Source organism: Pseudomonas sp. IT-P218, assembly GCF_949767605.1.
GTDB classification, from domain to species: domain Bacteria; phylum Pseudomonadota; class Gammaproteobacteria; order Pseudomonadales; family Pseudomonadaceae; genus Aquipseudomonas; species Aquipseudomonas putida_AE.
Genome location: NZ_CATKQQ010000027.1, coordinates 1 through 25731, shown reverse-complemented (window position 1 = coordinate 25731; position 25731 = coordinate 1). Strand labels below are relative to the sequence as shown.

Sequence of the window (25731 nt, the reverse complement as noted above, 5' to 3'; positions counted from 1 at the left end):
CATGCAGGTAGGGGTTTTGTTTTTGTGCGCGTTTTTCCTGCATGATGCCGGTTGCTCCGGGCGGCTTTCCGCGGCCCAACATAAAGAAAATGACACGAAAGTGACCCGGCAGTTTTTGTTATGGTGCAGCTCGTTTTTTTAACGGACTGTTTCAAGCCCAGGGATCGGCATTTTCTTTTCAGAGTTGCTACAGAAATGCCCCAACCGATTCCGATCAAAGACCACGAAAAAGAGACGCGCCTGGTCAACAAGAGACTGATGGCCTGTGCCTTGTTCGTCGTCGCCATCACCTGTGCACTGGTGGTGCGCCTGTACGTACTGCAGGTGGTGGAATTCGATTATCACTCGACGATCTCCGAAAACAACCGTGTCCACGTGCTGCCTATCACCCCTACCCGGGGCCTGATCTATGACCGCAACGGCGTGGTCCTGGCGGACAACCGGCCCAGCTATAACCTGACCATCACTCGCGAACGCGCATCCGATGTCAATCAGGAACTGGACGAAGTGATCAGCCTGCTGCACCTGCCTGCCGAAGACCGCACGCAGTTCGACAAGGCGATGAAACAGGCACGGCATCCGTTCGTGCCGGTGACCTTGTTCTATGAACTGACGGAGGAGCAGATCGCGGTACTGGCGGTCAACGAGTTCCGTTTGCCGGGCCTCGATGTCGAGCCGCAGTTCGTGCGGCACTATCCGTTGGCCGAGCACTTCGCGCATTCAGTCGGCTACGTCGGACGGATCAACGAGAAAGAGTCCAAGGTCCTGGATACCGTCGAGTATCGAGGTACCCAGTCCATCGGCAAGACCGGGGTCGAAAAATTCTACGAGTCGCAACTGCACGGCCATGTCGGTTACGAGGAAGTCGAGACCAATGCCCAGGGCCGCGTGTTGCGCGTGCTCAAGCACACCGATCCGGTGCCCGGTGAAAACATCGTCCTGAGCCTGGACGTCAAGCTGCAGGAGGCCGCCGAGCACGCCCTGGGCGATCGTCGTGGCTCCGTGGTCGCGCTGGATCCGTCGACCGGTGAAGTGCTCGCCATGGTCAGCAACCCGAGTTTCGATCCGAACCTGTTCGTCACCGGTATCAGCTCCAAGGAATACTCGGCGCTACGCGACTCCATCGATCGACCGCTGTTCAACCGTGTGCTGCGCGGGCTCTACGCGCCGGGCTCGACCATCAAGCCGGAAGTCGCGATTGCCGGGCTCGACGCCGGCATCGTCACGCCGCAGACCCGGGTCTTCGATCCAGGTTATTACCAACTCCCGGACTTCGACCACAAGTACCGCAACTGGAACCACAGCGGCGACGGTTGGGTGGACATGGACGCGGCAATCATGCGCTCCAACGACACCTACTTCTACGACCTCGCGCACAAGCTGGGCATCGATCGACTGCACGACTACATGGCCATGTTCGGCCTCGGGGAAAAGGTCTCGCTCGACATGTTCGAAGAGTCCCCCGGCTTGATGCCGTCCCAGGCCTGGAAGCGCGCCACGCGGCGTCAGCCGTGGTTCCCCGGGGAAACCGTGATCCTCGGCATCGGCCAGGGCTACATGCAGGTCACGCCGCTGCAACTGGCCCAGGCCACGGCGCTGATCGCCAACAAAGGCGTGTGGAACCGCCCGCACCTGGCCAAGACCGTCGACGGGGTCGCGCCGGTGGACGAGCATCCGATGCCGAATATCCTGCTCAAGGACCCGCGCGACTGGGAGCAGGTCAACCACGGCATGCAGATGGTGATGCACGATGCCCGCGGGATCGCCCGGGCGGCAGCGGCAGGGGCGCAGTACCGGATCGCCGGCAAGAGCGGCACCGCGCAAGTGGTGGCGATCAAGCAGGGCGAGCGTTACAACCGCGCGAAGACCCGCGAGCGCAACCGCGACAATGCCTTGTTCGTCGGATTTGCCCCGGCCGAACATCCGCGAATCGTGATTTCGGTGATGATCGAAAACGGCGAGGCCGGTGGCCGTGTCGCCGGTCCGGTGGTGCGGCAGATCATGGACGCCTGGCTACTCGATCAGGACGGCCACCTCAAGCCGCAATACGCCGTGCCGAGCAAGGCACCGGGCGATCCTCACGTATAAGCGATCTATCATCCGCAGAAAATCATGAGCTCAGTCGGTCAGTCGCTGTTGCAGGCTTTCGAGAAAGATCGTCTCGGCACGGCTCATGCGCTGCTCGCGGTTCCACAGCAAATGGATGTCCACATCGGCAATCCCTTCATGGGGCGGCAGGCGCCAGAGCAATCCGGCGTCGACGTCGGCCGCCACTACGTGCTCGGGCAGGCAACCGATACCGAAGCCGGCGATCACCAGTCGCCGCACTTCTTCCAGGCTTGGTGACGAGGCGACGATGCGTCCGCTGAAGCCCTGCTGGTCGCGAAAGATCGTCAACGGCGAGAGCATGCCGCCAATCTGGTCGCTGGTGAAACTGACGAAATTCTCCCGCTGCAAATCCCCTTCGGCGACGTCACGTCGACCGAACAGCGCATGGTGCTTGCCGCAAAAAAACGCATAACGCTGGCGCAGGAAGAGACGCTGTTCCAGGCGCGGCTGCGGGCGCCGATTGAGGCTCAGGCCCAGAGTGGCGGTTTTTTCCTGGAGGGCGCTGACGATATCGGAACTGCGCATCACCTCGACCTCCAGATCCACCCGCGGGTGCTGGCGATGAAAGTCGGCGAGGAAGTCATCGAAGCGCTCGGAGAAGATCCGGCTGATGATCAGCAGGCGCACCTTGCCGATGACTTCGTCGGCCGGTTGTTCCAGCACGCTGCTGACCTGGGACATCTGCCCGTAGATTTCCCCGGCCAGTTCGAAGATCTGCTCGCCGACTTCGGTCAGGGCAAACCGTGGCCCGCGCCGGGCGATCAGTTGCCGCCCCAGTTGTTCTTCCAGGCGCTTGAGCGCCTGGCTCACCGCCGGCTGTGTCAGGTGCAGGCGGGCGGCCGCGCGGCTGATGCTCAGCTCCTGGCCGATCACCCGAAAGGTGCGCAGCAGGTTCCAGTCCAGGCGGTCATTGAGCAGGCGGTCCATAGGTGTTCACGGAAAGTAAAAGCATGAAAGGGCAAGTCACCCCGCAATGGGCCAGATCCTAACATCGTTCGCCCGGCGGTGCAGAAAAGCTCATGGGCCAAGGCATCAGCTGACCGCATGCCGCCGGCCGCTGTTCAAGTCGATCCATGCTCAATGGATCGACTTGGCCCTGACTGCTCAAACCACTCCAGGCCACAATGGATTCACTGCTGCAGGATGAACGTCGCCAGGCTGTGCAGATCGTCCGGGCTCAACTGCGCGAAAGGCGGCATCGGGATATCCCCCCATTTGCCGCTACCGCCGTGCTGAATGCTCGACGTCAGCTTGGCCAGGGCCTGCGGGTCATTGGCGTACCGGGCCGCCACATCGTGATAAGCCGGGCCGACGACCTTGTGATCGATGGCGTGGCAGGACAGGCAGGCGTTGTTCTGCAGCAAGGTCGTGGCGTCGACTTTTGCCATAGGGGCTGGCGCTGGTTGGCCCGCCGACGGGTTCGAGGCCGCCTGTACATCGGCATCGCTCGCCTTGGCACTGCCGTAGGTGGCCGCCAGGTAGGCGCCGATGATGGTCACGTCCTGATCGCTGATCGGAGCACCGTACACGTGCTGCATCTTGCCCGCTTCCGCCGTCCACTGCGCCAGGCTCATGCCCGGGGGCTGGAAGTTGATGTAGTCGGCGGAATGGCAGGTGGAGCACTTCTGCTGGGCCAGCGGGTAGCCCGGCAGCGTACTGGGCTTCAAGGCTGCCGATTCCGGCGGCAAGGTGATCGACAGGGGCGCTGCACTGGCCAAACCGGCCAGGCAGATTTGTGCCGCGCACAGCCAGCGGGTCATGATTTTCATGGGTTTCATCCGGCTCTCCTCAGGCGACGGTCACGTGGCTGGTTTCGACGACGTGGCGGCGGTAGCCCGCAGGGTTCCAGTCGGCTTGCAGCGGTTGGGTCTCGCCTGCGCGGTTGCTGGCGCGCACCATCAGCTGTGTCGCGCCCTTGCTGCTAAAGGTGATCGCCAGCGTCCACTCGCGGAAGGAGAAACGGCCAAGGTCCTGGCCAAGCGTGGCTTGACGCCACGTTTTTCCACCGTCGATGGACAGTTCCACCTTGTTCACTCCGGCACCGCCGTCGAACGCGATGCCCTTGAGCAGCACGTTTTTTTTCAGCGGCAACACATCGCCCTGTTTAACGCTGGTGATGAAGCTGCGCACCGGCAGTTTGGAGATCGGCTTGGTTTGCGACGGGGTGGTGCCGGGGGCGATGCAGAAACAATCGTTGTCCGGAACCCGGTAACCCTTGGCCATGAAGAAACCGTCGTAGGTATGGTCGACGACTTCGATCTCGCTCAGGTGCTTGACCCAGTAGGTGCCGAAATAACCGGGCACCACCAGGCGGATCGGATAACCGTTGAGGAAGGGCAGGTCGGTGCCGTTCATCGACCAGGCGATCATCGGCTCACCGTCCATGGCATGGCTGATGTCCAGGGCCTTGATGAACTCCGGTGTGCTTGGCAGTACCGGTTTGTCGAGGCCGCGGAAGGTCACTTGTTTGGCGTCGGCTTTCACCCCCGCTTTTTCCAACACAGCCTTGAGCGGCACACCCAGCCAGCGTGCATTGCCCATTGAGCCGTTGCCCAACTGCGCGCCGAACACCCGTGGCATCGAGAAGCCGCGGCTGTTGCCCGAGCATTGATTGACGGCCACCACTTCCACCGGCTCCGCCAGCGCCTTGAGCTCTGCGAGGGACAGCGACAACGCGGTGTCGACCGCACCCTTGACCGTCAGCCGGTAGCTGTCCGGATCGATGCTGGTGGGGAAATTGGCCAGGTGGTAACGCACGAAAAAAGCGTCATTGGGGGTGATCGGCCCTTCGTTGAAGACCGCGAAGGGCGTCTCCAGGTGCGGTGGGCGGGTGGTCACCAGGGTCAGCGGGCGCTTTTGCGGGTATTGCACCAGCGGCCGCGGGCCCGCCGCGAATGTCACTTCCTCGGCGCTTTCGTCCGCTGCCCGGGCGAGGCTGGCCAAGGGGGAGGCGGCCACAGCCAGGGTCAAGGCATCGCGCAAAACGCGCCGTCGGGTGGGTTTGCTGTTATCGACAAAACTGAACTTCATTCTGCGCTCTCTTTGATTGTTTTTTTGAGATGCAACCGATAGCCCCATCAGGGCACAAAGGCATCGGTCTAGACGTGTCGCGTCACTGTTCGATGAGCCAACCAGTATCGCCAGGCGCGGGGTGTCTGCTTCTCATTGAGCGACAGTGATTTAGCAGTTGATGACAGAGGACAGGCCATGCGGGGGCCACATTTGGAAGCAGCTGAGCGTGATCTGCACCTTGTCCAGCGAGTCACACTCTGACACGGCAATCCCAAATTATAAGCGTGGTTTATAATTAAAATAACAAATAGAAAATTGACTAATCATCGCCCGCGGACGAAAAATCATCACCAGACCGGCGCCGCCAGAGCGCCGCTGATTGTTCGTTTATCTCCTGCCAAAAATATAAACAAAGGAGTCCGCCCCCATGAAGCCTCCCGCTTCGTCCCAGCCGCGCCGTGCGGCTGCCGCAGCCTTTATCGGCACCATGATCGAGTGGTACGACTTTTACATCTACGCCACCGCCGCCGCGCTGGTGTTCGGTGCGCTGTTCTTTCCCTCCGACGACAAACTGTTCAGCACCATGGCCGCGTTCGGCACCTTCGCCGTGGGTTTCTTTGCGCGGCCGTTGGGTGGGATTGTCTTTGGTCATATCGGCGACCGCATCGGCCGCAAGAAATCGCTGATCATCACCTTGCTGATGATGGGCGTGGTCACGGTGTGCATCGGCTTGCTACCGACCTACGCGCAGATCGGCGCCGCCGCACCGGTGTTGCTGATTCTGCTGCGCATCGTCCAGGGCATTGCCGTCGGTGGCGAGTGGGGCGGGGCGGTGTTGATGGCCGGCGAGCATGCGCCCAAGGGCCGACGCAATTTCTTTGCCTCGTTCGCGCAACTGGGCAGCCCGGCGGGTTTGATCCTGTCGCTGCTGGCCTTCAGCGCGGTCACCCGTTTGCCGGAAGAAGACCTGATGAGCTGGGGCTGGCGCTTGCCGTTCCTCGCCAGTTCGCTGTTGTTGCTGGTGGGCCTGGCGATTCGCCTGGGCGTCAACGAGTCGCCGGAGTTTCTCGCCAGCCGCGAGCAGGCCAGCAAAAACCAACGCAAGGAACAGGCGCCGGTCATGGAAGTGCTGCGCACCGCCTGGCGGCCGCTGCTGTTGTGCATCGGCGCCAACACCCTGGGCATCGCCGGGGTGTATTTCACCAACACCTTCATGATCGCCTACACCACGCAACAACTTGAGCTGCCGCGCTCGTTGATCCTGGAGTGCCTGTTCGTCGTCGCGATCATCCAGTTCTGTATTCAACCCCTGGCGGCGTGGGTCGCCGAGAAGATCGGCGCGACCCGCTTCCTGTGCCTGGTATCGCTGCTGGCCATGGCCTCGCCTTACCCGATGTTCGTGTTGGTGAGTTCGGCCCAGGCGCCGCTGATCATCCTCGGCATTGCCCTGGCGGTGGTGTGCATGGCGTCGTTTTATGCGGTGATCGCAGGTTACGTCAGCGGCATGTTCGAGACCCGGGTGCGCTACACCGCGATCTCCCTGGCGTACCAGATCTGCGGGGCCGTGGCGGGTGGTTTGACGCCGCTGATCGGCACGATGCTGGCGCACAAGTTCGCCGGCCAATGGTGGCCGATGGCGGTGTTCTACAGCCTGATCGCCGCAACGTCCTTGATCTGTGTCCTGTCCCTTGCCCGTCGCCATGCCAGTGCTGAACGCGTGGAAATGGCCAACGCCTGACGCCGAACCGAACTGTAGGAGCCGGCTTGCCGGCGAAGACGGTCGAAAGATCGATGCATGTCTTGAAGGCCTCTTCGCCGGCAAGCCGGCTCCTACAAAGCGTCGTTTTGCATTTTCCTGGAGTGATTTATGTTGAAGATTAATGGCGAACGCCTCTGGGCGAGTCTGATGGCGATGGCCGAAATCGGTGCCACTGCCCGTGGCGGCAGCTGCCGCCTGGCCTTGAGCGACGAAGACAAGGCCGGTCGCGAACTGTTTGCCCACTGGTGCCGTGAAGCTGGCATGACCCTGAGCGTGGATGCCATCGGCAACCTGTTCGCCCGCCGCGCCGGTACCGATCCCGATGCCGCACCGGTGATGATGGGCAGCCACCTTGACACCCAGCCCGAAGGCGGCCGGTTCGATGGCGTGTACGGCGTGCTCGCCGGCCTGGAAGTGGTGCGCTGCCTCAATGATCTGGGGATCCAGACCCGCAAGCCGCTGGAAGTGGCGGTGTGGACCAACGAAGAAGGCGCGCGCTTCACCCCGGCGATGTTCGGCTCGGCGGTATTCACCGGCATCATGTCGCTGGACGCGGCGCTGGCGGTGCGCGATGCCGATGGCATCAGCGTCGCACAAGAGCTGCAGCGCACGGGATACGCGGGCGATCGTCCGTTGGGCGGTGCGGTGGATGCGTACTTTGAAGCGCATATCGAACAGGGGCCGATCCTCGAGGACAACGCGAATAGCATCGGCGTAGTCAGCGGCGGCCAGGCGATCCGCTGGCTCGACGTGCGCGTCGAAGGCATGGCCGCCCACGCCGGTACGACGCCCATGCCGCTGCGCAAGGATGCCTTGTACGGCGTGGCGCGGATGATCCAGGCCATCGAAGGCCTGGCTGCCGATTTCGCCCCCGAAGGCCTGACCACGGTGGGCGAGTTGAGCATCAACAAGTCCTCGCGCAACACCATTGCGGGGCTGGTCAACTTCACCGTCGACCTGCGTCATCACCGCGACGAAGCCATCGAGGCCATGGAGCAACAGGTTCGTGCGCGACTGCAGGCGATCGCCGACGGTCGCGGTTTGAACCTGACCATTACCCCACACTGGATCAGCCCGGCCACGCCGTTCGATGCCGATTGCGTGGCGGCGGTGCAGCAGGCGGTGGATGCCCTGGGCTACGCCCAGCAATCGATCGTCAGCGGTGCCGGGCATGACGCGATCCACCTGGCGCGGCTCTGCCCGACGGCCATGGTGTTCATTCCGTGTGTGGGTGGCCTGAGCCATAACGAAGCGGAAGATGTGTTGCCCGAAGATGTGCGCCAGGGCACTGATGTGCTGCTCAACGCCGTGCTGGCCCGCGCGCAAATCGCTGAGTAAACGCAGTCCCCTGTAGGAGCAAGCTTGCTCGCGATAGCGGTAGATCAGTCGCCATCAATATTGAATGTGCGGGCCTCATCGCGAGCAAGCTTGCTTCTACAGAAGTACTCGCCCTGATTGAAGATCGCTGACAGGAATTTATCCCATGCGCAGTTTTTTCCACCCCGAACAATTGCTCCACCATCCACGCAGCTACTACTCCCGTGGCCAGATGCGCACCCCCCAGGAAGTACCCGAGCGCGCCCAGCGCCTGGTGCAGGCATCAAAGGCATTGGGTTTCAAGGTCGAACAACCCGTTGATGCCGGGCTCGATCCGCTACTGGCAGTACACGGTGCACCCTACCTGGCGTTCCTCCAGGAAGCCCACCAGCGCTGGAAGGAGATCCCCGAGGATTGGGGCGACGAGGTGATGTCGAACATCTTCGTGCGTGAGCCCAACGCCTTGCGCGGGGTGCTCGCACAAGCCGCGCGCTACCTGGCCGACGGCAGTTGCCCGGTGGGCGAGCAGACTTGGCGTTCGGCCTACTGGTCGGCGCAAAGCGCAGTCGCCGGCGCCCAGGCCCTGCTCGATGGCGAACCGGCGGCCTATGCCTTGTGCCGTCCACCGGGGCACCATGCCCGGGCCGAAGCGGCGGGCGGTTTCTGTTACCTGAACAACGCCGCGGTGGCGGCCCAGGTGTTGCGTGGTGGTTTTGCGCGGGTGGCGGTGCTCGACACCGACATGCACCACGGCCAGGGCATCCAAGAGATCTTCTATGATCGCGATGACGTGCTGTATGTCTCGGTGCATGGCGATCCGACCAATTTTTATCCGGGGGTTGCGGGTTTTGCCGATGAGCGTGGCGTCGGAGCGGGCGAGGGGTTCAACCTCAACTTGCCGATGGCCCATGGGGCTAGCGAGGCCGACTTCCTCGAGCAGCTGGATGTAGCTCTGGAAGCGGTGACGGAGTTCGGTGCCGAGGTGTTGGTGTTGTCCTTGGGGTTCGATATTTTCGAGCTGGATCCGCAGAGCAAGGTGGCGGTGACTCGGGAAGGGTTTGCGGTGCTCGGCGAGCGGATTCGCGGCCTTGGATTGCCGTGTTTGATCGTGCAGGAGGGGGGGTATCACCTGGAGAGTCTGGAGGATAATGCGCGGGCGTTTTTTGTGAGCCCTGAGGTTTGGCAGCTCTGAAATTTTTGCTGTCCGGTCTATCGCCTTCGCGAGCAAGCCCGCTCCCACATTGTTCAGCGTCGATCACAAACCTGTGGTCCAACTCGGTCAAGTATGGGAGCGGGCTTGCTCGCGAAGAACGATGACACGATCCACCTGCCGGAACACAAGCGCCGTAAGGCACTTGCCATCGCCCTGACGTTAACGTAAAGATTGCGGCAGGGCGCCGACGTATGAAGGCGCAGGGCGGACGACCCGGAGCGCTTGATGACGCTAATAAAAACAAACTCCCCCAAACTGCATCGTGAAGCCCGGCTGGCCCGGGAAAAACTGCATCTGGAAGGCGAAGTCCCGGACGGTGTCCTGCGCGCGGAGATCGATGCTTCGTGGCGGCGCAGCCTCAGCCATGGCGTGCATTTCAATGCCAAGCATGAGCTGGTGCTGGAATCGAGTGCCAGCGTCGATGTGTTGCTGGCGAGCAATCGCCTGCTGATCGATGCGGCGTTGCCGGCGATCGATTACCTGGCCGAACGCCAGGGCAAGGAAGGGCTGATCATCCTCGCCAACTCCGACGCCACTATCCTCGCCGTTGAAGGCCGCGCCGACCGCCTCAAGGGCAGTGGCCTGCAGGACATCACCCTCGGCGCCTGCTGGAGCGAAGCCGCGCGCGGCACTAACGCCCTCGGCACCGCCCTGGTGGAGGCCCGGCCAACCCTGATCGATTGCGGCGAACATTACCTGGATCGCCTCAGTGATTTTTCCTGCACCTCGGTGCCGATCCATTGCCCCCAGGGCGACATCCTCGGCGTGCTCGACCTGACCCGCGAAGGCCCGCTGGGCCGAGCCCACGACAGCACCGCGCTGCTGGCCATGGCCGTCAGCCAGATCGAGAGCCGGGTCTTCAACTCAAGCTATCCGGACGAAATCGTCCTGGCTTTCCATAGTCGCCGCCAATACCTCGAATCGCCGTGGCAGGGCCTGCTGGCGGTGAGCCTGGGCGGGCAGATCCTCGCAGTCAGCGCCCAGGCCTGCCAGTTGTTGCATGCCGAACGCTCGGCGCTGGTCGGTCGGCGCTGCGAAGAGTTCCTCGGGGTCGATGGCCTTCAATTACTGGCACGCCTGCATCAGGGCGGCATCGGCAGTCTGCAGACCGCCAAGGGTGAATTCTTCTACAAGACCCTGCGCGCGCCGCAACGCTCGATCAACGTCGGCAGCTCGCCACGCACCGTCGCCAAACATGCGAAAAACCAGCCCGACCTGGAATCCCTGGCCGGCAGCAATGCCCGTTATGCCCGTGCCCTGCGCATGGCCCGTCAAGGCCTGGCCAACCAGTTGCCGGTGTTGCTGCTGGGTGAAACCGGCACCGGCAAGGAAGTCATCGCCCGTGCCCTGCACATGGCCGGCAGCCGCTGCGACAAACCTTTCGTCGCGGTCAACTGCGCGGCGATCCCCGAAGGCCTGATCGAGTCGGAACTGTTCGGCTACCGCGAGGGTGCGTTCACCGGTTCGCGCCGGGGCGGCATGGTCGGGCGGCTGCAACAGGCCCACGGCGGCACCTTGTTCCTCGATGAAATCGGTGACATGCCGCTTGCCTTGCAGGCCCGTCTGCTGCGCGTGCTGCAGGACCGCAAGGTCGCGCCATTGGGCGCCGGCGAAGAGCAGGACATCGACGTCGCGCTGATCTGCGCCACCCACCGCGACCTCAAGCGCCTGGTGGAAGACAAACACTTTCGCGAGGACCTGTTCTACCGGGTCAACGGCATCAGCGTGATGCTCCCGGCGCTGCGCGAGCGCGAGGATTTCAGCGCACTGGTAGGCCGTCTGCTGGCCAGGCTCGACGCGCCGAACATGGTCCTGCACGACGACTTGAACCGCTTGCTCGAGGGCTATCATTGGCCGGGCAACATCCGCCAACTGGAGATGGTCCTGCGCACTGCTCTGGCCATGCGCGAACCCGGGGACACGGTGCTCACCCTCGATCATTTGCCCGACAGCATGCTCGACGACCTCAACGCCAGCGAACGGCCCCAGGCCGGCAGTATCCGCGAGAACGAACTGGAGATGATCCGCCAATCCCTGGACAGCCATCAGGGCAACGTTTCGGCCGCTGCCGACGCCCTGGGCATCAGTCGCGCGACCCTGTATCGCAAGCTCAAACAGTTGCGCTCGTGATGCAGCGCCTGATCGTGCGGCTGATTGACAGCCAGAATCCCGAGGCTTTGCAAGCCGCGTTGCGCTGGCTGTACAGCTTCGTGCGCCCGCACCGCCTGGCGATCGCCGGGCTGTTGGGCCTGTCGGTCTGCGCCTCGGCGCTGGTGCTGGTGCAGCCGTGGCTGACCAAGCTGCTGATCGACGATGGCCTGCTGGCGCGCAACTTCCCGATGCTGGTACTGATCGCCGGGCTGATGATCGTCGCCGGCTTGCTGGGCACGGCGTTGTCCGGGATCAACCGGTACCTGCACACGCGCTTGTCCGGGCGCATGCTGTTTGCCCTGCGCGATGACCTGTACCGGCATTTGCAGACCCTGTCGCCGAGCTTCTACGGCCAGCGGCGCATCGGCGACCTGATGTCGCGCCTGGATGGCGACGTGGCGGAGATCCAGCGCTTTGCCGTGGATTCGTTGTTCTCGGCGGTGTCGAGCGTGATCGGCCTGGTGGTGGCCGTGGCGATGCTGCTGACCCTGTCGTGGAAGCTGTCGCTGCTGGCGCTGGTGCTGATTCCCCTCGACGTGCTCTGGCTGCGCTGGATGCGGCGCAAGGTCGAGCGCGATGTGCGGCAGTTGCGCGAACGCTCGGCGGACATGTCGTCGTTCATGGTCGAGACGCTGCCGGTGATGAAGTTCATCCAGTCCGCCGGCCAGCAGCAGCGCGAAGCTCGGCGTCTTGAAAGTCTGGGCCAGGGTTACATGAGCCAGTTGCTGCGCCTGCAGGTCACCGAGTTTTTCACCCAGGCCGTGCCGGGTACGCTGACCTCGCTGTCGCGGGCCTGTGCATTCCTGATCGGCGGTTATTGGGTGGTGCAGGGCACCTGGCAGTTGGGTGCATTGATCGCCTTTTCCACCTACCTGGGCATGGCCGTGGGGCCGGTGCAGAGTTTGCTCGGGCTGTATGTGGCGGTGCAGCGGATGACCGTCAGCCTCGGGCGGGTGATGGAACTGCGTGGCGAACAACCCACGGTGCTCACTCCCGTTGCGCCCCGGTCGATGCCGACTTCGGGCGATCTGCGATTCGACGATGTGCATTTCAGTCATCCCGGTCGGGCGACGACCTTGCGCGGCATCGAAGCGTGCATTCCCTATGGGTTGAAAGTCGCCCTGAGCGGAGGCTCAGGCGTCGGTAAATCCACGCTGATCGACCTGCTGCAACGCCATCACGATCCACAGTCCGGCCGGGTATTGCTGGGGGAGGTGGATGTACGCGAACTCGACCTGTTCGAATTGCGTCGGCGCATTGCCGTGGTCAGCCAGGACATCGTGCTGTTTCGCGGCAGCCTGGCCGACAACCTGGCCTACGCCGTGCCGGATGCCAGCCGTGAAGCGATCGCCGAAGTCGCACGGCTGGCGCAACTCGACAGCCTGATCGCGACCTTGCCCGAGGGCCTCGACAGCCCGTTGGGGGAGCGCGGCCAGCAGTTGTCCGGCGGGCAAAAACAACGCATCGCCATTGCCCGCGCCTTGTTGCAGGACCCGCTGATCCTGGTGCTCGACGAAGCCACTTCGGCGGTGGACGAAGCCACCGAGCGCGAAGTGATCGAAGCCATCGACCGGCTGTTTGCCGGGCGTACGCGCATCCTCATCAGCCATCGCCCCTCGACCCTGGCCGATGCCGACCTGCGCTTTGAATTGCTCGATGGCGTGCTGGTGTCGAAAACGGTGCTGCATGAGGCCTGAGCTGTGCATTGGCGTGGTAGACAGCGGTCACTCGGCGGCGCAACGGGTGCAAGTGGTCGCCGGCCGGCGTTTTTCCCTGGTGGAAGACGGGCTCGCTGAAAGCGACCTGCGTGACGACCCGCTGGGCCATGGCAGCGCGGTGATCGAAGCCATTGGCCGGCGTGCACCCTCGGCGCTGTTCTGCGTGGCGCAAGTGTTCGACCAGCGCGGGGTGACCAGCGCCTTGCAGATCGCCACGGCCATCGACTGGCTGGTGGCGCAGGACGTGCGCTTGATCAACCTGAGCCTGGGCCTGCGCCAGGATCGCAGCCTGCTGCGCAACGCCTGCGCGGCGGCGGTGGCGCGGGGCGTGCTGCTGTGCGCGTCCAGCCCGGCCCAGGGCGAAGGGGTGTTTCCGGCGAATTATTCTCAGGTGCTGCGCGTGACCGGCGATGCGCGATGCACCGAATTGCAATGGTCATGGCTTGACAGTGCCCAGGCGGATTTCGGTGCTTGCGTGCACGGCACCTATCCCGGGCAATCGGGGGCGAGCCTCGGCTGCGCGGCGTTGAGCGGGCATATTGCCGCTTTCCTGGTCGAGCATCCCGGGGCGAGCAACGAACAGATCGTCCAGTGCCTGCGGGACAACGCCCATTACCGTGGCCCCGAACGGCGTCGCGGCCCATGAGTACGATTGTGGTACTGGGTGCCGGCCCGGCCGGTGCGGCGGTGGCGCTGGGCTTGCGCCGACTGGGATATCCGGTGACGCTGGTCTGCGAGTGGCGCCGTTTTGCCGCGCTGGAGGGGGTTTCCGTGCGGGTGCTGGAAGCCTTGCGCGGCGCCGGCCTGCAGCAGGCCTTGGCGCAGGCGACACTGCCTTCGCAACGCCAGGTGAACTGGAACGGCCAGCAGCATGCGCAAAACATCGAATTCCTGCTCGACCGCCCGGCCTTCGACCGGGGCTTGCGCGAAGACTTGCGCGAGGCGGGCGTGGACCTGATCGAAGGTCGGGTGCTCGTCGTGTTGTCATCGTCTTCAGGGCATCAGATCCAGGTCGAAGGGCGTGAAGCACTGGACGCGGATTTTCTCGTGGAAGCGCGCGGACGCCAGGCGCCGGCCCTGGGCAAAGGCTTGCGCGGGCCGGAGACGGTCAGCCTGCTCAATCGCTGGCAAGGCGCACCGGGCACGACCGCCAGCGCCGTGGAAAGCCTCGCCGACGGCTGGGCCTGGATGGCGCGACGGGACGACGGTCAATGCTACTGGCAATGGACGGTGGACGTGGCCAGTGCCGGGTTGCCAGGTAAGGCGCAGCTGCTTGAATACTGTCGGCAGCGGCGTCAGGCATCCGCGGTCGCCCAGGCATTTTTCGCTGGAGAAGTGGAAGCCGACCTGCAACTGCATGCCCGCAGCAGCACGGCGATCCTCAGCCCACAGGTGTGCGGCGAGCACTGGATTCGGGTCGGTGATGCGGCGATGGCGGTGGACCCGCTGTCGGGCAACGGTATCTTTCAATCCCTGTCCTCGGCGTTGCAGGCACCGACGGTGATCAACACCTTGTTGCGCAAACCTGAGCGGGCGGGCCTGGCCCAGCGGTTTCACCAGCAGCGGGTGGAGCAGTTGTTCCTGCGGTTTGCGCGCATTGGCCGGGATTTTTATGCCGATGAGCAGCGCTGGCTTGACCAGCCATTCTGGCAGGCGCGGCGACAATGGCCGGATGCCGAGGTGGCCCATGTCGAGGCGGATTTCAGTGCGTTGCGGATTGAGCGGGCGCCGGTGTTGAAGGATGGGTTTGTCGATGAGGCCGAGGTGGTAATCACGGCGGACCAGCCGTTGGGGATCTGGCATGTGCAGGGGGTGGAGTTGGCGCCGTTGGTGCGGCGGTTGTGGAGTGAGCCGGCTGAGCAGGCACTGGCAGGTTTGACTGTGGAGCAGGGGAGAATGGTTCGGGGGTGGTTGTTGGCTCAGGGATACAAACCCTGACCCTTGCAATTGGCTGGCCTGGCCCTATCGCCAGCAGGCTAGCTCCCACAGTAGTTTTGTGTCGATCACAAATCCCCTGTGGGAGCTAGCCTGCTGGCGATGGCGGCCGTGAGGGCGCCGCCGATTAGAGCTTGATCAACACCGACTTCAATTCAGTGTAATGCTCGATCGCCGCATACCCCATCTCGCGCCCGACCCCCGACATTTTGTACCCCCCAAAGGGCAGCGCCGGGTCCAGGGCGCTGTGGCAGTTGACCCACACTGAGCCGGACTTGATCCGCGGGATCATCCGGTGCACCGCCGCCAGGTCATTGGACCAGATGCTCGCGCCCAGACCATAAGGGCTGTCATTGGCCATGCGCAGCGCATCGGCTTCGTCGTCGAAGGGAATCGCCACCAGCACCGGGCCGAAGATTTCTTCCTGCACCAGCGAATGTTTTTGATCGACATCGACGATCACCGTCGGCTTGACGAAAAAGCCCGGGCCGAACTGCTCGCCACCGCAGGCGATGGTCGCACCGCTTTCGCGGCCCTTTTCGATGTAACCGTAGACGCGCTCCTGCTGACGTGCCGAGATCAGCGGGCCCATGTCGACGCTCGGGTCCAGGCCATTGCCGAGCTTCATGGCGTTGGCGATGCCGGCGATGTCCGCCACCACATTGTCGAAATGCTTGCGCTGCACATACAGGCGCGAGCCTGCGCAGCAGACCTGGCCCTGGTTGAAGAAGATCGCGCTGGCGGCACCGGCTGCGGCGGTGTGCAGGTCGGCATCAGCCATGACGATGGTCGGCGATTTGCCGCCCAGTTCCAGGGTCACCCGGGTCATGGAATCCATGGCGATCTTGCCGATCTGCTTGCCCACGGCAGTGGAGCCGGTGAAGGTCAGCTTGTCCACCAGCGGGTTGTGGGTCAGGGCGGAGCCTGCGGTGATGCCGGTGCCGGTGACCACGTTGAACACGCCCTCGGGGTAACCCGCTTCCAGCACGAGCTCGGCGAGTTTCAGCGCAGTGAGCGGGGTTTCGTCGGCGGGCTTGAGCACCACGGTGCAGCCGGTGGCCAGGGCCGGGCCGAGTTTCCAGCAGGCCAGCAGCAGCGGAAAGTTCCAGGCGACGATGGCGCCGACCACGCCCACCGCTTCGCGACGGATGAAGCTGTGGAACTGGTCGTTGGGCATCAGCGGCGCCGACACATCCACCGTGGAGCCTTCGATCTTGGTCGCCCACCCGGCCATGTAGCGCAGGAAATCGATGGCCAGCTGCACGTCCATCACCTGCGCCACTGCCGCGCTCTTGCCGTTGTTCAGGCACTCCAGCTGCGCCAGCAGCTCGGCATCGCGCTGCATCAGGTCGGCCAGTTTCCACAACAGGTTCTGCCGCTCCCGGGGGCGAGTGCGGGTCCACGCCGAATCATCGAACGCCTGGCGGGCGGCGAGCACGGCGCGGTCGATATCTTCCGGCGTGGCGCGCGGCACCACGCACAGCACTTCGCCGGTGGCCGGGTTGTGCAGGGGCATGGTCTGGCCATCGGCGGCCTCGACCCAGTCGCCCTTGATGAGCATGCGCGGGGCGCGCTGGATGAAGGCCGAAGTGGCGGGAAGCAGGTTGGGAAGCGACATGATGAAACCTCGTCTTGTTCGTGTGGCGAGGTCTTTCGCAATGGCTGTGCCAGTTATGGTTTTTTGCAACGAGAGCCTGATTTGACGGGTTTGGCAGCTGTTTCCCGGATCGCCATGACGTCGACAAACGTCGCAGATTGCGACTGCGTGAGACACCAGAAACACCACGCCCTGTAGGAGCTGGCTTGCCAGCGAAGAGGCCCTTGAGATCACCTTTTATTTTCAGGCCGCCTTCGCTGGCAAGCCAGCTCCTACAGAGGGCTATGCTTGTCTCAGAGTGAAACAGTTGTCGCGAATTTAAACGTGTAACGCGGATGACACCCCTGGAAAAACCTTGGTCTTTACCAACAAGTAATTGATTCAGCTGGATATTCACAAGCTGGCACGCTCCGTGTATTGCTCATCGCAGACGTTTCTCCTGCCCCCGTCAGCGGCTCACCGCCGGCGGCAGAAACCCAAAAAACGATAAGCCACAAAAATAAGAAAGCACCGTGCGAGGTTCGACGTTGATGAAGAGAAAACTCCGTTCAGGCATGAGCGCCAGCCTGCTGGCCGTAGCGGCTTGTCTAGCGCTGCATTCGTCTCACAGCCTGGCAGCCCGCGACGCCCAGACCATCCTCAAGGAAACCTGCCAGGGCTGTCACACCCCCGAAGCCGATAACGCCCTGAGCCGCATCAGCCATCAGCGCAAGACCCCGGAAGGCTGGCTGATGAGCATCGCGCGGATGCAGACCATGCACGGCCTGCAGATCAGCGATGAAGACCGTCGCACGCTGGTCAAGTACCTGGCCGACACCCAGGGCCTGGCGCCGAGCGAGACCGACGGCGTGCGTTATGCCATGGAGCGCCGGCTCAACACCGTCGAAAAGTTCGACGACCAGACCAGCCAAATGTGCGGCCGCTGCCACTCCGGTGCGCGGGTCGCCCTGCAACGCCGTCCCGCCCAGGAATGGGAGCGCCTGGTGAACTTCCACCTCGGCCAGTGGCCGTCGCTGGAATATCAGGCGTTGTCCCGCGACCGCGACTGGTTCGATATCGCCCGTAAAGAGATGGTGCCGCTGTTGGCCAAGCGCTATGCGCTGGACAACCTGGCCTGGAAAAAATGGCTGAGCACGGTGCCGAAAAGCGAGACGCTGGTGGGTGACTGGAGCTTCAGCGGACACTTGCCGGGCAAAGGCGAACTGGCCGGTGTGATGAGCGTGACCGCCGACGGCAGCGACACCTTCAAGGTCAGCGTCAAGGGCCAATACGCCGACGGCACGCCGTTCAACGGCGAGGGCAGCGCGATTCTCTACACCGGCTACGAATGGCGCGGCAACGTCAGCATCGACGGCGTGACCATGCGCCAGGTGTTCGCCGCCAAAGGCAATGCGATGCAGGGCCGCATGTTCGAAGCCGAGCACGATGAACGCGGCCTGGACTTCGTCGCCGCCAAGCAGGGCAGCCAGCGTTTGCTGGCGGTGCAGCCGGGTTATGTGAAGGCCGGCAGCGAAACCGAAGTGACCCTGATCGGCAGCGGCCTGACCGGCAAGCCGAACTTCGGCAAAGGCGTGGAAGTGCTCGAAGTCGTCTCGCAGAGTCCGGAGCAGATCAAGGTCAAGCTCAAGGCAGCGGCCAATGCCCAGCCGGGCCTGCGCGCGGTCAGCGTCGGTACGCTGAAAGGCCCGAGCCTGTCGGTGTACAGCAAGATCGCCCAGGTCAAGGTGGTGCCGGAATTCTCGGTGGCACGGATCGGCGAGGGCGGTGGTTCGACGCCGAAAGTCCAGGGCCGTTTCGATGCCGAGGCCTGGGGCAAGGGCGCCGACGGCAAGCCGTATCGCATCGGCGTGTTCCCGGCGCAGTGGAAGGTCGAAGCCTTCGACGACCGCGCCAAGGAAGACGAAGACGTCAAGTTCGCCGGCACCATGCATGCCGACACGGGCGTGTTCACCCCGGGCGATGCCGGGCCGAACCCGGCGCGCAAGATGTCCACCAACAATGCCGGCAACCTCAAGGTGATCGCCGCCGTCGACGATGCAGGGAAATCCCTGACCGGCGAAGGCCACATGATCGTCACCGTGCAACGTTGGAACAATCCACCCATTCCATGAGTTGGCTGACCCAAACGGCTTCAGACACTTTTTCGGAATGATCGCAGGCCCCGCAACCGGGGCTTGCACAGGAGGTTTGCAATGGGCGCTATCTTGAATCTGGTCGAACGCAACCTGCACGAAGTGCTGGTGGATGCCGACCGCATGCTGTTTCATATCCCCAGCAGTTCGCTGTTCGCCAGCGATGAGCTGACGGGCACCATCATCGATACCCTGCGCGGCCCGGGCTGTTCCTCGGACGACCTGATCCAGCGCCTCGCCACGCGTTTCAACGGCGAGGAAATCACCGAGACCCTGCGCGAGCTGATGGCCCTGGAACTGGTCAGCGACGGCTCGCCGCTGACACCGGACATCGCCGCCAAACGCGTCGAGCGCACGGCGATCAACACCGTGGTGCTCAACGTCAACACCGGCTGCAACCTGAGCTGCACCTACTGCTACAAGGAAGACCTCGACAAGCCCTCGGCGGGCAAGAAAATGGAGGTCGAAACGGCGATCGCCTCGGTGGAAATGCTGCTGCGCGAATCCCCGGATGAAGAGCGTTTCACCGTGGTGTTCTTCGGCGGCGAACCGCTGAGCAATCGCAAGCTCATCGAGTACATGGTCGATTACTGTGAGAAGCGTTTTCGCGAAGCCGGCAAGTTCGTCGAGTTCGTCATGACCACCAACGCCACGCTGCTCACCGAAGACACCGTGGACTACCTCAATGCCCACCGCTTCGGGCTGTCCGTCAGCATCGACGGGCCGAAAACCGTGCACGACCGCAACCGCATCACCGTGGGCGGGCAGGGCACCTATGACGTGGTGCGGCGCAAGGCCGAGATGCTGCTGTCGCGCTACAACAGCCGTCCGGTCGGTGCTCGGGTAACGCTCACTACCGGCGTCACCGACGTCGAAACCATCTGGGATCACCTGTTCAACGAGCTGGGTTTCGCCGAAGTCGGCTTTGCCCCGGTGACGTCGGGCGACATCAGCAGCTTCAACCTCACCAGCGACGAGCTGATCGAAGTCTTCGCCAGCATGAAACGCCTCGGTCGGCGTTACCTGGAAGCGGCGCTGGAGCATCGCAACATCGGCTTCTCCAACTTGCACCAGTTGATCACCGACATCCACGAAGGTCACAAAAAGGCGCTGCCCTGCGGCGCGGGCCTGAAGATGCTGGCGGTGGATCACAAGGGTGAATTGAACCTGTGCCACCGCTTTACCGGTTCGAGCCTGCCGACTTTCGGCAACGTCCACAGCGGCGTGAAACAGGTGGAGTTGAACGACTTCCTCTCGCAACGCCTGGACCGCAGCAACACCGGCTGCGAAGACTGCCAGATCCGCAACCTGTGCTCCGGCGGCTGCTACCACGAGAGCTACGCCCGCTACGGCGACCCGACCCACCCGACCTATCACTATTGCGAACTGATGCGTGACTGGGTCGACTTCGGTATCGAGGTCTACACCCGGATCATGGCTCACAACCCTGCGTTCATCAGCAGCTACATCACTCCGCGCAAGGCTCACTGATATGAAACATCTCAAGGCAATCAATAACAAAGCGTTGAAGCTGGATCAGGCCGCGGATGAAAACCGCATCGAAGAAGTGGTGGCGATGAGCTCGGTGGCGGGTTGCGCCTCGACCACCGACCCGGGTTGGGAGATCGATGCGTTTGGCGGTGTGTCGTCGTTGTGCCAGCCAATGGAAGCCGACCTGTATGGCTGCTCCGATCCCTGCTGGTGGCCGGCCCAGGTGCCGGACATGATGAGCACCTACCCGGACTGGAACAAGGATGCCCAGGCGTCCAACGACAACTGGCGCAACCTCGGCACTGTCTTCCCGAAGGACAAGTGATGCCCTTGAAAGCAGCGTACAAGAAGAAGGATTCCAGCATGCACAGCATCAAAGCCTGCGGCCTGGCCGCTTTCGCCGTCCTGAGCGCCGCTTCGCTCACGGTCCTGGCCGATGAAAACACCGCGCTGCAAGTCGGTCACGAATACATGGTGACCACCAATTACCCGAACAACCTGCACGTGATCGACCTGGCCAGCGACACCCTGTACAAGACCTGCAAGCTGCCGGACGCCTTCGGCCCCGGCTCCGTGCAGTTGGCGCCGGACCGCAAGACCGCCTACGTGTTGAACAACCATTACGCGGATGTCTACGGCGTCGAGCTGGACAACTGCAAGCAGGTGTTCCACGCCAGCATCACCCAGAAACCGGGTGAGAAGGCCAAGTCCATGTTCGCCTTCACGGTCAGCCACGACGGCAAAGAGCTGTACACCGTCGCCAACCCGACGTTGATGATGAACGATCGCTACGAAGTGCAGCAGCCTCGGCTCGATGTGTACAAGACCGACGCTGGCCTGGACGCCAAACCCGTGCGCAGCTTCCCGGCGCCACGCCAGCTGACCATCATGCAGAGCGGTGACGACGGCACGCTGTACGTGGCCGGGGCGGATATCTACAAGGTCAATGTGCAGACCGGCAAGTTCGACGTGCTGATCCCCAGCCGTCACTGGAAACGCGCGAACTACAGCGCGCCGGACGTGCTCTACGTGTGGAACCAGCAGACCTACCGGCATGACTTCTCGCTGCTCTACACCGCGGCGAAATTCAAGGACAAGCAGCAGGACCCGGCCACCGCCGAATACCTGTACGGCCTGTTCAGTGTCGACCTGAAGACCGGCAAGACCGAAACCACCGACTTCGGGCCCCTGACGGAAATCTACTTCAGCGGCATGCGCTCGCCAAAAGACCCGAACCTGATGTTTGGCGTGCTCAACCGCCTGGCCAAATACGACATCAAGGAGAAGAAAATGCTCCAGGCGGCCACGCTCGATCACTCCTATTACTGCATTTCCTTCAACAAGGACGGGAGCAAGATCTACCTGGCCGGGACGTTCAACGATGTGGCGATCTTCGATGCCGACAGCTTGAAACAGGTGGGCAGCATCAAGTTGCCGGGTGGGGATATGGCGATTACCACGGCGCAGATATTTGTGCGGTAATCACTGACGCCATCGCCGGCAGGCCAGCTCCCACACAGTGGCCGATGTTGAATGCAGAGCTGCGGTTCAACTCGGTATTTGTGGGAGCTGGCCTGCCGGCGATGAGGCCCTCACAAACACCGCAAAATCAAACCCCAGGCACCGGACACCCCAAATCCCCCTCCGGGCACTTCAGGTAAGTCTTGAACGTCTCCACCCGCGCCCTGGTCAACTCGGTCACGCAATTACCGTAGATCAGCGGATAAACACTCCCACCCTCCACCCCGGACGCCGAAAACTTGCACTCGGCATCGCGAAACGCAATCCACGAACGCTGCGCCCCCACCAGCAGTTTCTTGCCGTCAGGGTCGCCCTTCAAACGCGTGGTGATCTGCTGGTAAAGCGCATTCAACTCCTTGTCCACCGCCGCATGCTGCTGTGCGGCACACTGGTTCATCGTCGCCTGGTCGCTGGCGTTGTCGCAGTCCACGGCCTGGGCCTGGGTGATTAACAGCAAAGGCGTGAGTGCCAGAAGGAAACGTGAGTACATGCAGTAGGCTCGCTGTAACAGGGGGATTTGCGCCAGTGTAGCGACGCAAAGACGGCGATTTCGACAACTGACGCCCGATTGATACAACTTTCGGGCTGGACATGTGGTCTTACAGGCCTACTGTTGTTCATTACAGGAGGTGACGTATGAAACCAGTACCCAACAGTTTTGAACGCAAAATCATGCTCAAGTCGCCACGCGCGCTTGTATGGCGCGCCTTGGTCGATGCCGAGGCGTTCGGTCAGTGGTTCGGCGTTGCGCTCGAAGGCCGGCGTTTCATTGCCGGCGAGTGGACGCAGGGGCAGGTTACGTATCCCGGTTATGAACACGTGTTGTGGAACGTGCTGGTCGAGCGGGTCGAGCCGCAGCAATTGTTTTCCTTTCGCTGGCACCCCTATGCGGTGAACCCGAAAATCGACTACTCCCAGGAGCCCACCACGCTGGTCAAGTTCGAACTGCAAGACTACGAAGGCGGTACCTTGCTCAAGGTGTCCGAGTCAGGTTTCGCGCACATTCCCGATGTACGCCAGAAGGAGGCGTATTACATGGACAGCCGTGGCTGGGAGGAGCAATTGAACCGTCTCGAGCAATTCCTCGCCGAAAACGCCAAGGCCCGGGAACGTGCGGGCGAGTGACGGTTTTAACCGGTCGGAGAGATTTGGAAGTGCATCTATAGCGAATGTCTTACACGCGGAAACAACTATGTCGTCTGTTACAAATTGGATCCGATGCGTATTCTGGCCCCATCCACTGATGCACAGGAAGTGCTCAGGATCACGGATGATCGGCCATTTGCAAGGGATGCTGACGACAGGGAGTTGTAATGGTCTTGGAAGAACCCGCTTCGGCGGGTTTTTTTATGGGCGTCAGAAAAATACGGGCTGCGTGAACCGCAGCCGGTATTTCATTGCCGGTCGAGTTTCGCCGCCGCACGCTCGGTGATTTGCGCGCGCAGTTGCAATGACGCAGCGGCACGTGCGCGAGCTTCCTCCAGCACCCTGGCGGGCGCGGTTTCCGGGCTACCGGCCTGAAAGGGCGGCGCAGGCGCGTATTCCAGTTGCAATTGCACCAGCTCTGCCGTGTCCCGGTCGAACAGTTCTGCGGCCAGGGTCAGGGCGAAATCGATGCCTGCGGTGATCCCGCCACCGGTCAGCAGATTGCCGTCGCGCACCACCCGATCCTTCACCGCAATTGCTCCCAACGGCGCCAGCAGTTCGTGATACGCCCAATGTGTGGTGGCCCGTTTGCCTTGAAGCAGGCCCGCCGCACCCAGCACCAGCGCACCGGTGCAGACCGACGTCACGTACCGCGCGTTGGCAGCCTGGGCCTTGATGAACGCCAGGGTTTGCTCATCTTCCATCAACGGCCCGACTCCGCTGCCCCCGGGCACGCAGATCACATCCAGCGCCGGGCAATCGTCGAAGGTCACGGTCGGCTTGAGCATCAGGCCGGTACTGGCGGTGATGGGCATCAGGTCCTTCCAGATCAGATGCACCTTCACGTCCGGCAGCGAGGCCAGCACGTCATACGGGCCGGTGAGGTCGAGTTGCTGCACCTGTGGAAACAACAGAAAACCGATCTGCAAGGTCATGTTTTTTTCTCCTGGAGTGGGTGGACGCCTTCACTGTAGGCGCCTAGGATTTGGCGTACACGCCAATCACCCCACGAATTACGCCAACATGCCGAAAACCATTCACGTGCTCGCGTTCGCCAATGTGCAAGTGCTCGATGTCACCGGGCCGTTGCAGGTGTTTGCGTCGGCCAACGACATCGCCCGCCAGCAGGGTTCGCCACCCCCTTATGCGCCATCGGTGATAAGCAGCGGCGGCGGGGCGGTGCTGTCGTCGGCGGGCCTGGCGTTGCTGGCCGAGCCTTTGCCCGAGGAGGGTAGCGATACGCTGATCATCGCCGGAGGTTGGGGCGTCTATGCGGCGGCGCAGGACCCCTCACTTGTCCATTGGGTGCGCGAGCATGCGGCGCAGTGCCGGCGCGTGGCATCGGTGTGCACCGGGGCGTTCTTGCTGGCTGCCAGCGGCTGGCTCGATGGCCGGCGTGTTGTCACCCACTGGACCCGTTGCGAACAGTTGGCGCAGCAACACCCGCAATTGCAGGTCGAGCCCAATCCGATCTTCATCAACGACGGCCCGGTCTGGACCTCGGCCGGCGTCACCGCCGGCATCGACCTGGCGTTGGCCATGGTCGAGGCCGACCTCGGTCGGACCATGGCCCTGGAAGTCGCCCGGCAACTGGTGGTGTTCCTGAAACGCCCGGGCGGCCAGTCGCAGTTCAGCGTGACCCTGTCTTTGCAGAAAGAAGGCAACCGCTTCGATGAACTTCACGCCTGGATCAGTGAAAACCTCAGCAAAGACCTCGGCATCCCGAGCCTGGCCCTACAGGCCGGCATGAGCGAACGCAGCTTCGTCCGTCACTACCGCGCCGACACCGGCCAGACCCCGGCCCGGGCCATCGAGCTGATCCGCGTCGAAACCGCGCGGCGCCTGCTCAGCGATACCGGCGTGCCGATCAAACGGGTGGCCGCGCAATGCGGCTTCGGCAGCGAAGAAACCCTGCGCCGCAGTTTCCTGCGGGCCATGGGGGTAACACCGCAGGCCTATCGCGAGCGGTTTTCAGTCAGCGCTGAAGCAGAATCGGTAACGACACTGCTCGGCACCACTTTTGACTGAGCGCCTCTCACTCAACTGATTCCACTTCTGTGACCTGATTAAAATACTTCGCCCTATCCGGGGTAAACGTCACCACCATCCCGGTTCGCGCACAGGTCAGCACCCGTTCTTCGCCCAGATCCACATCCAGATCCTCCCCGCGCAGACCCTGCCACTGCGCCAGGTATTTGAGGGAGCCGTATTTTTCCAGTTTTTTCAGGCTGCGGCTGACGCCACCTTTCCAGCCCAGCACCGGCAGCTCACCGGCGAGGCATTGTCGGGCGAGGTCGGGGAAGCGGGTGGCACGCTGGCGGCCGACTTCCCAGCATTTGATCAGGCCTTTGTCGTGGTCTTCCCACAGTTCGTCGCGGTTCAGGCCGGTTCGAAGGGGCAGGTCGATGCTGCGATGGATGCGTTGGGACATTCTGGTTCCTTGAATGCGGGTTGGGTTGGACAGCTCCGCTGTACCCGTAGAGCATCGATGTTAGGTGGGGATGTAATGGCTTGCAACCGGGTATTTACGGGGGCTGGACGCGTATTTTGTTTATGAAATGTAGGACGTTGGCCTACACAAGACCCTCGCCGGACATCGAACCTGTAGGAGCCGGCGTGGCCGCGGAGGC

General features: G+C 62.6%; 21 protein-coding genes. 14 read left to right on the top strand and 7 right to left on the bottom strand.

Annotated elements, in window-relative coordinates:
* Positions 1 to 195: 195 nt before the first annotated feature.
* Positions 196 to 2088, top strand: coding sequence for a penicillin-binding protein 2 (gene mrdA / locus ACM6I6_RS17145; RefSeq protein WP_274078025.1), 1893 nt, complete (start codon positions 196 to 198; stop codon positions 2086 to 2088).
* 30 nt (positions 2089 to 2118) lie between these two features.
* Here the strand turns inward: mrdA and ACM6I6_RS17140 are convergent, their stop codons facing one another.
* The 3 genes from ACM6I6_RS17140 to ACM6I6_RS17130 form a co-directional block, all read right to left on the bottom strand.
* Positions 2119 to 3036 carry a LysR family transcriptional regulator gene (locus ACM6I6_RS17140; protein ID WP_323609325.1) on the bottom strand — a complete coding sequence of 306 codons (918 nt, stop codon included), beginning with the start codon at positions 3034 to 3036 and terminating at the stop codon, positions 2119 to 2121.
* 203 nt (positions 3037 to 3239) lie between these two features.
* The gene (locus ACM6I6_RS17135; RefSeq protein WP_414920298.1) at positions 3240 to 3887 is read right to left on the bottom strand and encodes a c-type cytochrome; all 648 of its coding nucleotides are present in this window, start codon (positions 3885 to 3887) and stop codon (positions 3240 to 3242) included.
* A 10-nt stretch (positions 3888 to 3897) separates the two neighbouring features.
* Positions 3898 to 5139 (bottom strand): molybdopterin-dependent oxidoreductase, encoded by a 1242-nt coding sequence (locus ACM6I6_RS17130; RefSeq protein ID WP_414920297.1) that lies wholly within the window; start codon positions 5137 to 5139, stop codon positions 3898 to 3900.
* Between the two features lie 409 nt (positions 5140 to 5548).
* Between ACM6I6_RS17130 and ACM6I6_RS17125 the strand changes: the two genes are divergently transcribed.
* The 7 genes from ACM6I6_RS17125 (at position 5549) to ACM6I6_RS17095 (ending at position 15217) form a co-directional block, all read left to right on the top strand.
* Positions 5549 to 6859 carry an MFS transporter gene (locus ACM6I6_RS17125; RefSeq protein ID WP_323609320.1) on the top strand — a complete coding sequence of 437 codons (1311 nt, stop codon included), beginning with the start codon at positions 5549 to 5551 and terminating at the stop codon, positions 6857 to 6859.
* A 129-nt stretch (positions 6860 to 6988) separates the two neighbouring features.
* The gene (locus tag ACM6I6_RS17120) at positions 6989 to 8218 is read left to right on the top strand and encodes a Zn-dependent hydrolase (protein WP_414920296.1); all 1230 of its coding nucleotides are present in this window, start codon (positions 6989 to 6991) and stop codon (positions 8216 to 8218) included.
* A gap of 145 nt (positions 8219 to 8363) precedes the next feature.
* Positions 8364 to 9389: a histone deacetylase family protein gene (locus tag ACM6I6_RS17115; RefSeq protein WP_414920295.1), complete on the top strand. Its 1026-nt coding sequence runs from the start codon at positions 8364 to 8366 to the stop codon at positions 9387 to 9389.
* A 246-nt stretch (positions 9390 to 9635) separates the two neighbouring features.
* Positions 9636 to 11540: a sigma-54-dependent Fis family transcriptional regulator gene (locus tag ACM6I6_RS17110; RefSeq protein WP_414920294.1), complete on the top strand. Its 1905-nt coding sequence runs from the start codon at positions 9636 to 9638 to the stop codon at positions 11538 to 11540.
* The gene (locus tag ACM6I6_RS17105; protein ID WP_414920293.1) at positions 11540 to 13258 is read left to right on the top strand and encodes an ABC transporter ATP-binding protein; all 1719 of its coding nucleotides are present in this window, start codon (positions 11540 to 11542) and stop codon (positions 13256 to 13258) included. Before ACM6I6_RS17110 ends, ACM6I6_RS17105 begins: the two co-directional genes overlap by 1 nt.
* On the top strand, positions 13248 to 13925 hold the full coding sequence (locus ACM6I6_RS17100) for a S8 family serine peptidase (protein ID WP_323609314.1): 678 nt from the start codon (positions 13248 to 13250) through the stop codon (positions 13923 to 13925). Before ACM6I6_RS17105 ends, ACM6I6_RS17100 begins: the two co-directional genes overlap by 11 nt.
* Positions 13922 to 15217 (top strand): NAD(P)/FAD-dependent oxidoreductase, encoded by a 1296-nt coding sequence (locus ACM6I6_RS17095; RefSeq protein WP_414920292.1) that lies wholly within the window; start codon positions 13922 to 13924, stop codon positions 15215 to 15217. The genes ACM6I6_RS17100 and ACM6I6_RS17095 overlap by 4 nt, the downstream gene beginning before the upstream one ends.
* Before the next feature lie 124 nt (positions 15218 to 15341).
* Here ACM6I6_RS17095 and ACM6I6_RS17090 read toward each other — a convergent pair whose 3' ends face one another.
* A complete protein-coding gene (locus ACM6I6_RS17090) occupies positions 15342 to 16832 on the bottom strand; it encodes an aldehyde dehydrogenase family protein (RefSeq protein WP_274078014.1) in 1491 nt (496 codons plus the stop codon).
* A 509-nt stretch (positions 16833 to 17341) separates the two neighbouring features.
* Between ACM6I6_RS17090 and peaA the strand changes: the two genes are divergently transcribed.
* The 4 genes from peaA to peaD all read left to right on the top strand — a co-directional run bounded on the left by peaA (position 17342) and on the right by peaD (position 21916).
* Positions 17342 to 18922, top strand: a complete 1581-nt coding sequence (peaA, locus tag ACM6I6_RS17085) for a quinohemoprotein amine dehydrogenase subunit alpha (RefSeq protein WP_414920291.1) — start codon at positions 17342 to 17344, stop codon at positions 18920 to 18922.
* Between the two features lie 81 nt (positions 18923 to 19003).
* Positions 19004 to 20434, top strand: coding sequence for a quinohemoprotein amine dehydrogenase maturation protein (peaB, locus tag ACM6I6_RS17080; protein ID WP_414920290.1), 1431 nt, complete (start codon positions 19004 to 19006; stop codon positions 20432 to 20434).
* A 1-nt stretch (position 20435) separates the two neighbouring features.
* On the top strand, positions 20436 to 20759 hold the full coding sequence (gene qhpC, locus ACM6I6_RS17075; protein ID WP_008016081.1) for a quinohemoprotein amine dehydrogenase subunit gamma: 324 nt from the start codon (positions 20436 to 20438) through the stop codon (positions 20757 to 20759).
* Between the two features lie 38 nt (positions 20760 to 20797).
* The gene (peaD, locus tag ACM6I6_RS17070; protein ID WP_414920289.1) at positions 20798 to 21916 is read left to right on the top strand and encodes a quinohemoprotein amine dehydrogenase subunit beta; all 1119 of its coding nucleotides are present in this window, start codon (positions 20798 to 20800) and stop codon (positions 21914 to 21916) included.
* Positions 21917 to 22043: 127 nt separating this feature from the next.
* Here the strand turns inward: peaD and ACM6I6_RS17065 are convergent, their stop codons facing one another.
* Positions 22044 to 22445 (bottom strand): lysozyme inhibitor LprI family protein, encoded by a 402-nt coding sequence (locus tag ACM6I6_RS17065; protein ID WP_323609308.1) that lies wholly within the window; start codon positions 22443 to 22445, stop codon positions 22044 to 22046.
* 146 nt (positions 22446 to 22591) lie between these two features.
* Here ACM6I6_RS17065 and ACM6I6_RS17060 point away from each other — a divergent pair, with 146 nt between their 5' ends.
* On the top strand, positions 22592 to 23080 hold the full coding sequence (locus ACM6I6_RS17060) for an SRPBCC family protein (protein WP_274078009.1): 489 nt from the start codon (positions 22592 to 22594) through the stop codon (positions 23078 to 23080).
* Positions 23081 to 23349: 269 nt separating this feature from the next.
* Here the strand turns inward: ACM6I6_RS17060 and inhA are convergent, their stop codons facing one another.
* Positions 23350 to 24036 carry an isonitrile hydratase gene (inhA, locus tag ACM6I6_RS17055; protein WP_323628829.1) on the bottom strand — a complete coding sequence of 229 codons (687 nt, stop codon included), beginning with the start codon at positions 24034 to 24036 and terminating at the stop codon, positions 23350 to 23352.
* An 88-nt stretch (positions 24037 to 24124) separates the two neighbouring features.
* Between inhA and ACM6I6_RS17050 the strand changes: the two genes are divergently transcribed.
* A complete protein-coding gene (locus ACM6I6_RS17050; RefSeq protein WP_414920288.1) occupies positions 24125 to 25129 on the top strand; it encodes a GlxA family transcriptional regulator in 1005 nt (334 codons plus the stop codon).
* 7 nt (positions 25130 to 25136) lie between these two features.
* Here ACM6I6_RS17050 and ACM6I6_RS17045 read toward each other — a convergent pair whose 3' ends face one another.
* On the bottom strand, positions 25137 to 25532 hold the full coding sequence (locus ACM6I6_RS17045; protein WP_414920287.1) for a hypothetical protein: 396 nt from the start codon (positions 25530 to 25532) through the stop codon (positions 25137 to 25139).
* Positions 25533 to 25731 lie beyond the last annotated feature (199 nt).

What these genes read in the sequence shown, in the direction of transcription:
- ACM6I6_RS17090 (WP_274078014.1), bottom strand. Translation starts at nt 16,832, where the DNA reads ATGTCGCTTCCCAACCTGCTTCCCGCCACTTCGGCCTTCATCCAGCGC.
- ACM6I6_RS17120 (WP_414920296.1), top strand. Translation starts at nt 6,989, where the DNA reads ATGTTGAAGATTAATGGCGAACGCCTCTGGGCGAGTCTGATGGCGATG.
- ACM6I6_RS17140 (WP_323609325.1), bottom strand. Translation starts at nt 3,036, where the DNA reads ATGGACCGCCTGCTCAATGACCGCCTGGACTGGAACCTGCTGCGCACC.
- inhA (WP_323628829.1), bottom strand. Translation starts at nt 24,036, where the DNA reads ATGACCTTGCAGATCGGTTTTCTGTTGTTTCCACAGGTGCAGCAACTC.
- ACM6I6_RS17125 (WP_323609320.1), top strand. Translation starts at nt 5,549, where the DNA reads ATGAAGCCTCCCGCTTCGTCCCAGCCGCGCCGTGCGGCTGCCGCAGCC.
- ACM6I6_RS17060 (WP_274078009.1), top strand. Translation starts at nt 22,592, where the DNA reads ATGAAACCAGTACCCAACAGTTTTGAACGCAAAATCATGCTCAAGTCG.
- ACM6I6_RS17045 (WP_414920287.1), bottom strand. Translation starts at nt 25,532, where the DNA reads ATGTCCCAACGCATCCATCGCAGCATCGACCTGCCCCTTCGAACCGGC.
- peaD (WP_414920289.1), top strand. Translation starts at nt 20,798, where the DNA reads ATGCACAGCATCAAAGCCTGCGGCCTGGCCGCTTTCGCCGTCCTGAGC.
- ACM6I6_RS17100 (WP_323609314.1), top strand. Translation starts at nt 13,248, where the DNA reads ATGAGGCCTGAGCTGTGCATTGGCGTGGTAGACAGCGGTCACTCGGCG.
- ACM6I6_RS17110 (WP_414920294.1), top strand. Translation starts at nt 9,636, where the DNA reads ATGACGCTAATAAAAACAAACTCCCCCAAACTGCATCGTGAAGCCCGG.
- qhpC (WP_008016081.1), top strand. Translation starts at nt 20,436, where the DNA reads ATGAAACATCTCAAGGCAATCAATAACAAAGCGTTGAAGCTGGATCAG.
- ACM6I6_RS17065 (WP_323609308.1), bottom strand. Translation starts at nt 22,445, where the DNA reads ATGTACTCACGTTTCCTTCTGGCACTCACGCCTTTGCTGTTAATCACC.
- ACM6I6_RS17050 (WP_414920288.1), top strand. Translation starts at nt 24,125, where the DNA reads ATGCCGAAAACCATTCACGTGCTCGCGTTCGCCAATGTGCAAGTGCTC.
- peaA (WP_414920291.1), top strand. Translation starts at nt 17,342, where the DNA reads ATGAAGAGAAAACTCCGTTCAGGCATGAGCGCCAGCCTGCTGGCCGTA.
- ACM6I6_RS17135 (WP_414920298.1), bottom strand. Translation starts at nt 3,887, where the DNA reads ATGAAACCCATGAAAATCATGACCCGCTGGCTGTGCGCGGCACAAATC.
- ACM6I6_RS17115 (WP_414920295.1), top strand. Translation starts at nt 8,364, where the DNA reads ATGCGCAGTTTTTTCCACCCCGAACAATTGCTCCACCATCCACGCAGC.
- ACM6I6_RS17095 (WP_414920292.1), top strand. Translation starts at nt 13,922, where the DNA reads ATGAGTACGATTGTGGTACTGGGTGCCGGCCCGGCCGGTGCGGCGGTG.
- peaB (WP_414920290.1), top strand. Translation starts at nt 19,004, where the DNA reads ATGGGCGCTATCTTGAATCTGGTCGAACGCAACCTGCACGAAGTGCTG.
- mrdA (WP_274078025.1), top strand. Translation starts at nt 196, where the DNA reads ATGCCCCAACCGATTCCGATCAAAGACCACGAAAAAGAGACGCGCCTG.
- ACM6I6_RS17105 (WP_414920293.1), top strand. Translation starts at nt 11,540, where the DNA reads ATGCAGCGCCTGATCGTGCGGCTGATTGACAGCCAGAATCCCGAGGCT.
- ACM6I6_RS17130 (WP_414920297.1), bottom strand. Translation starts at nt 5,139, where the DNA reads ATGAAGTTCAGTTTTGTCGATAACAGCAAACCCACCCGACGGCGCGTT.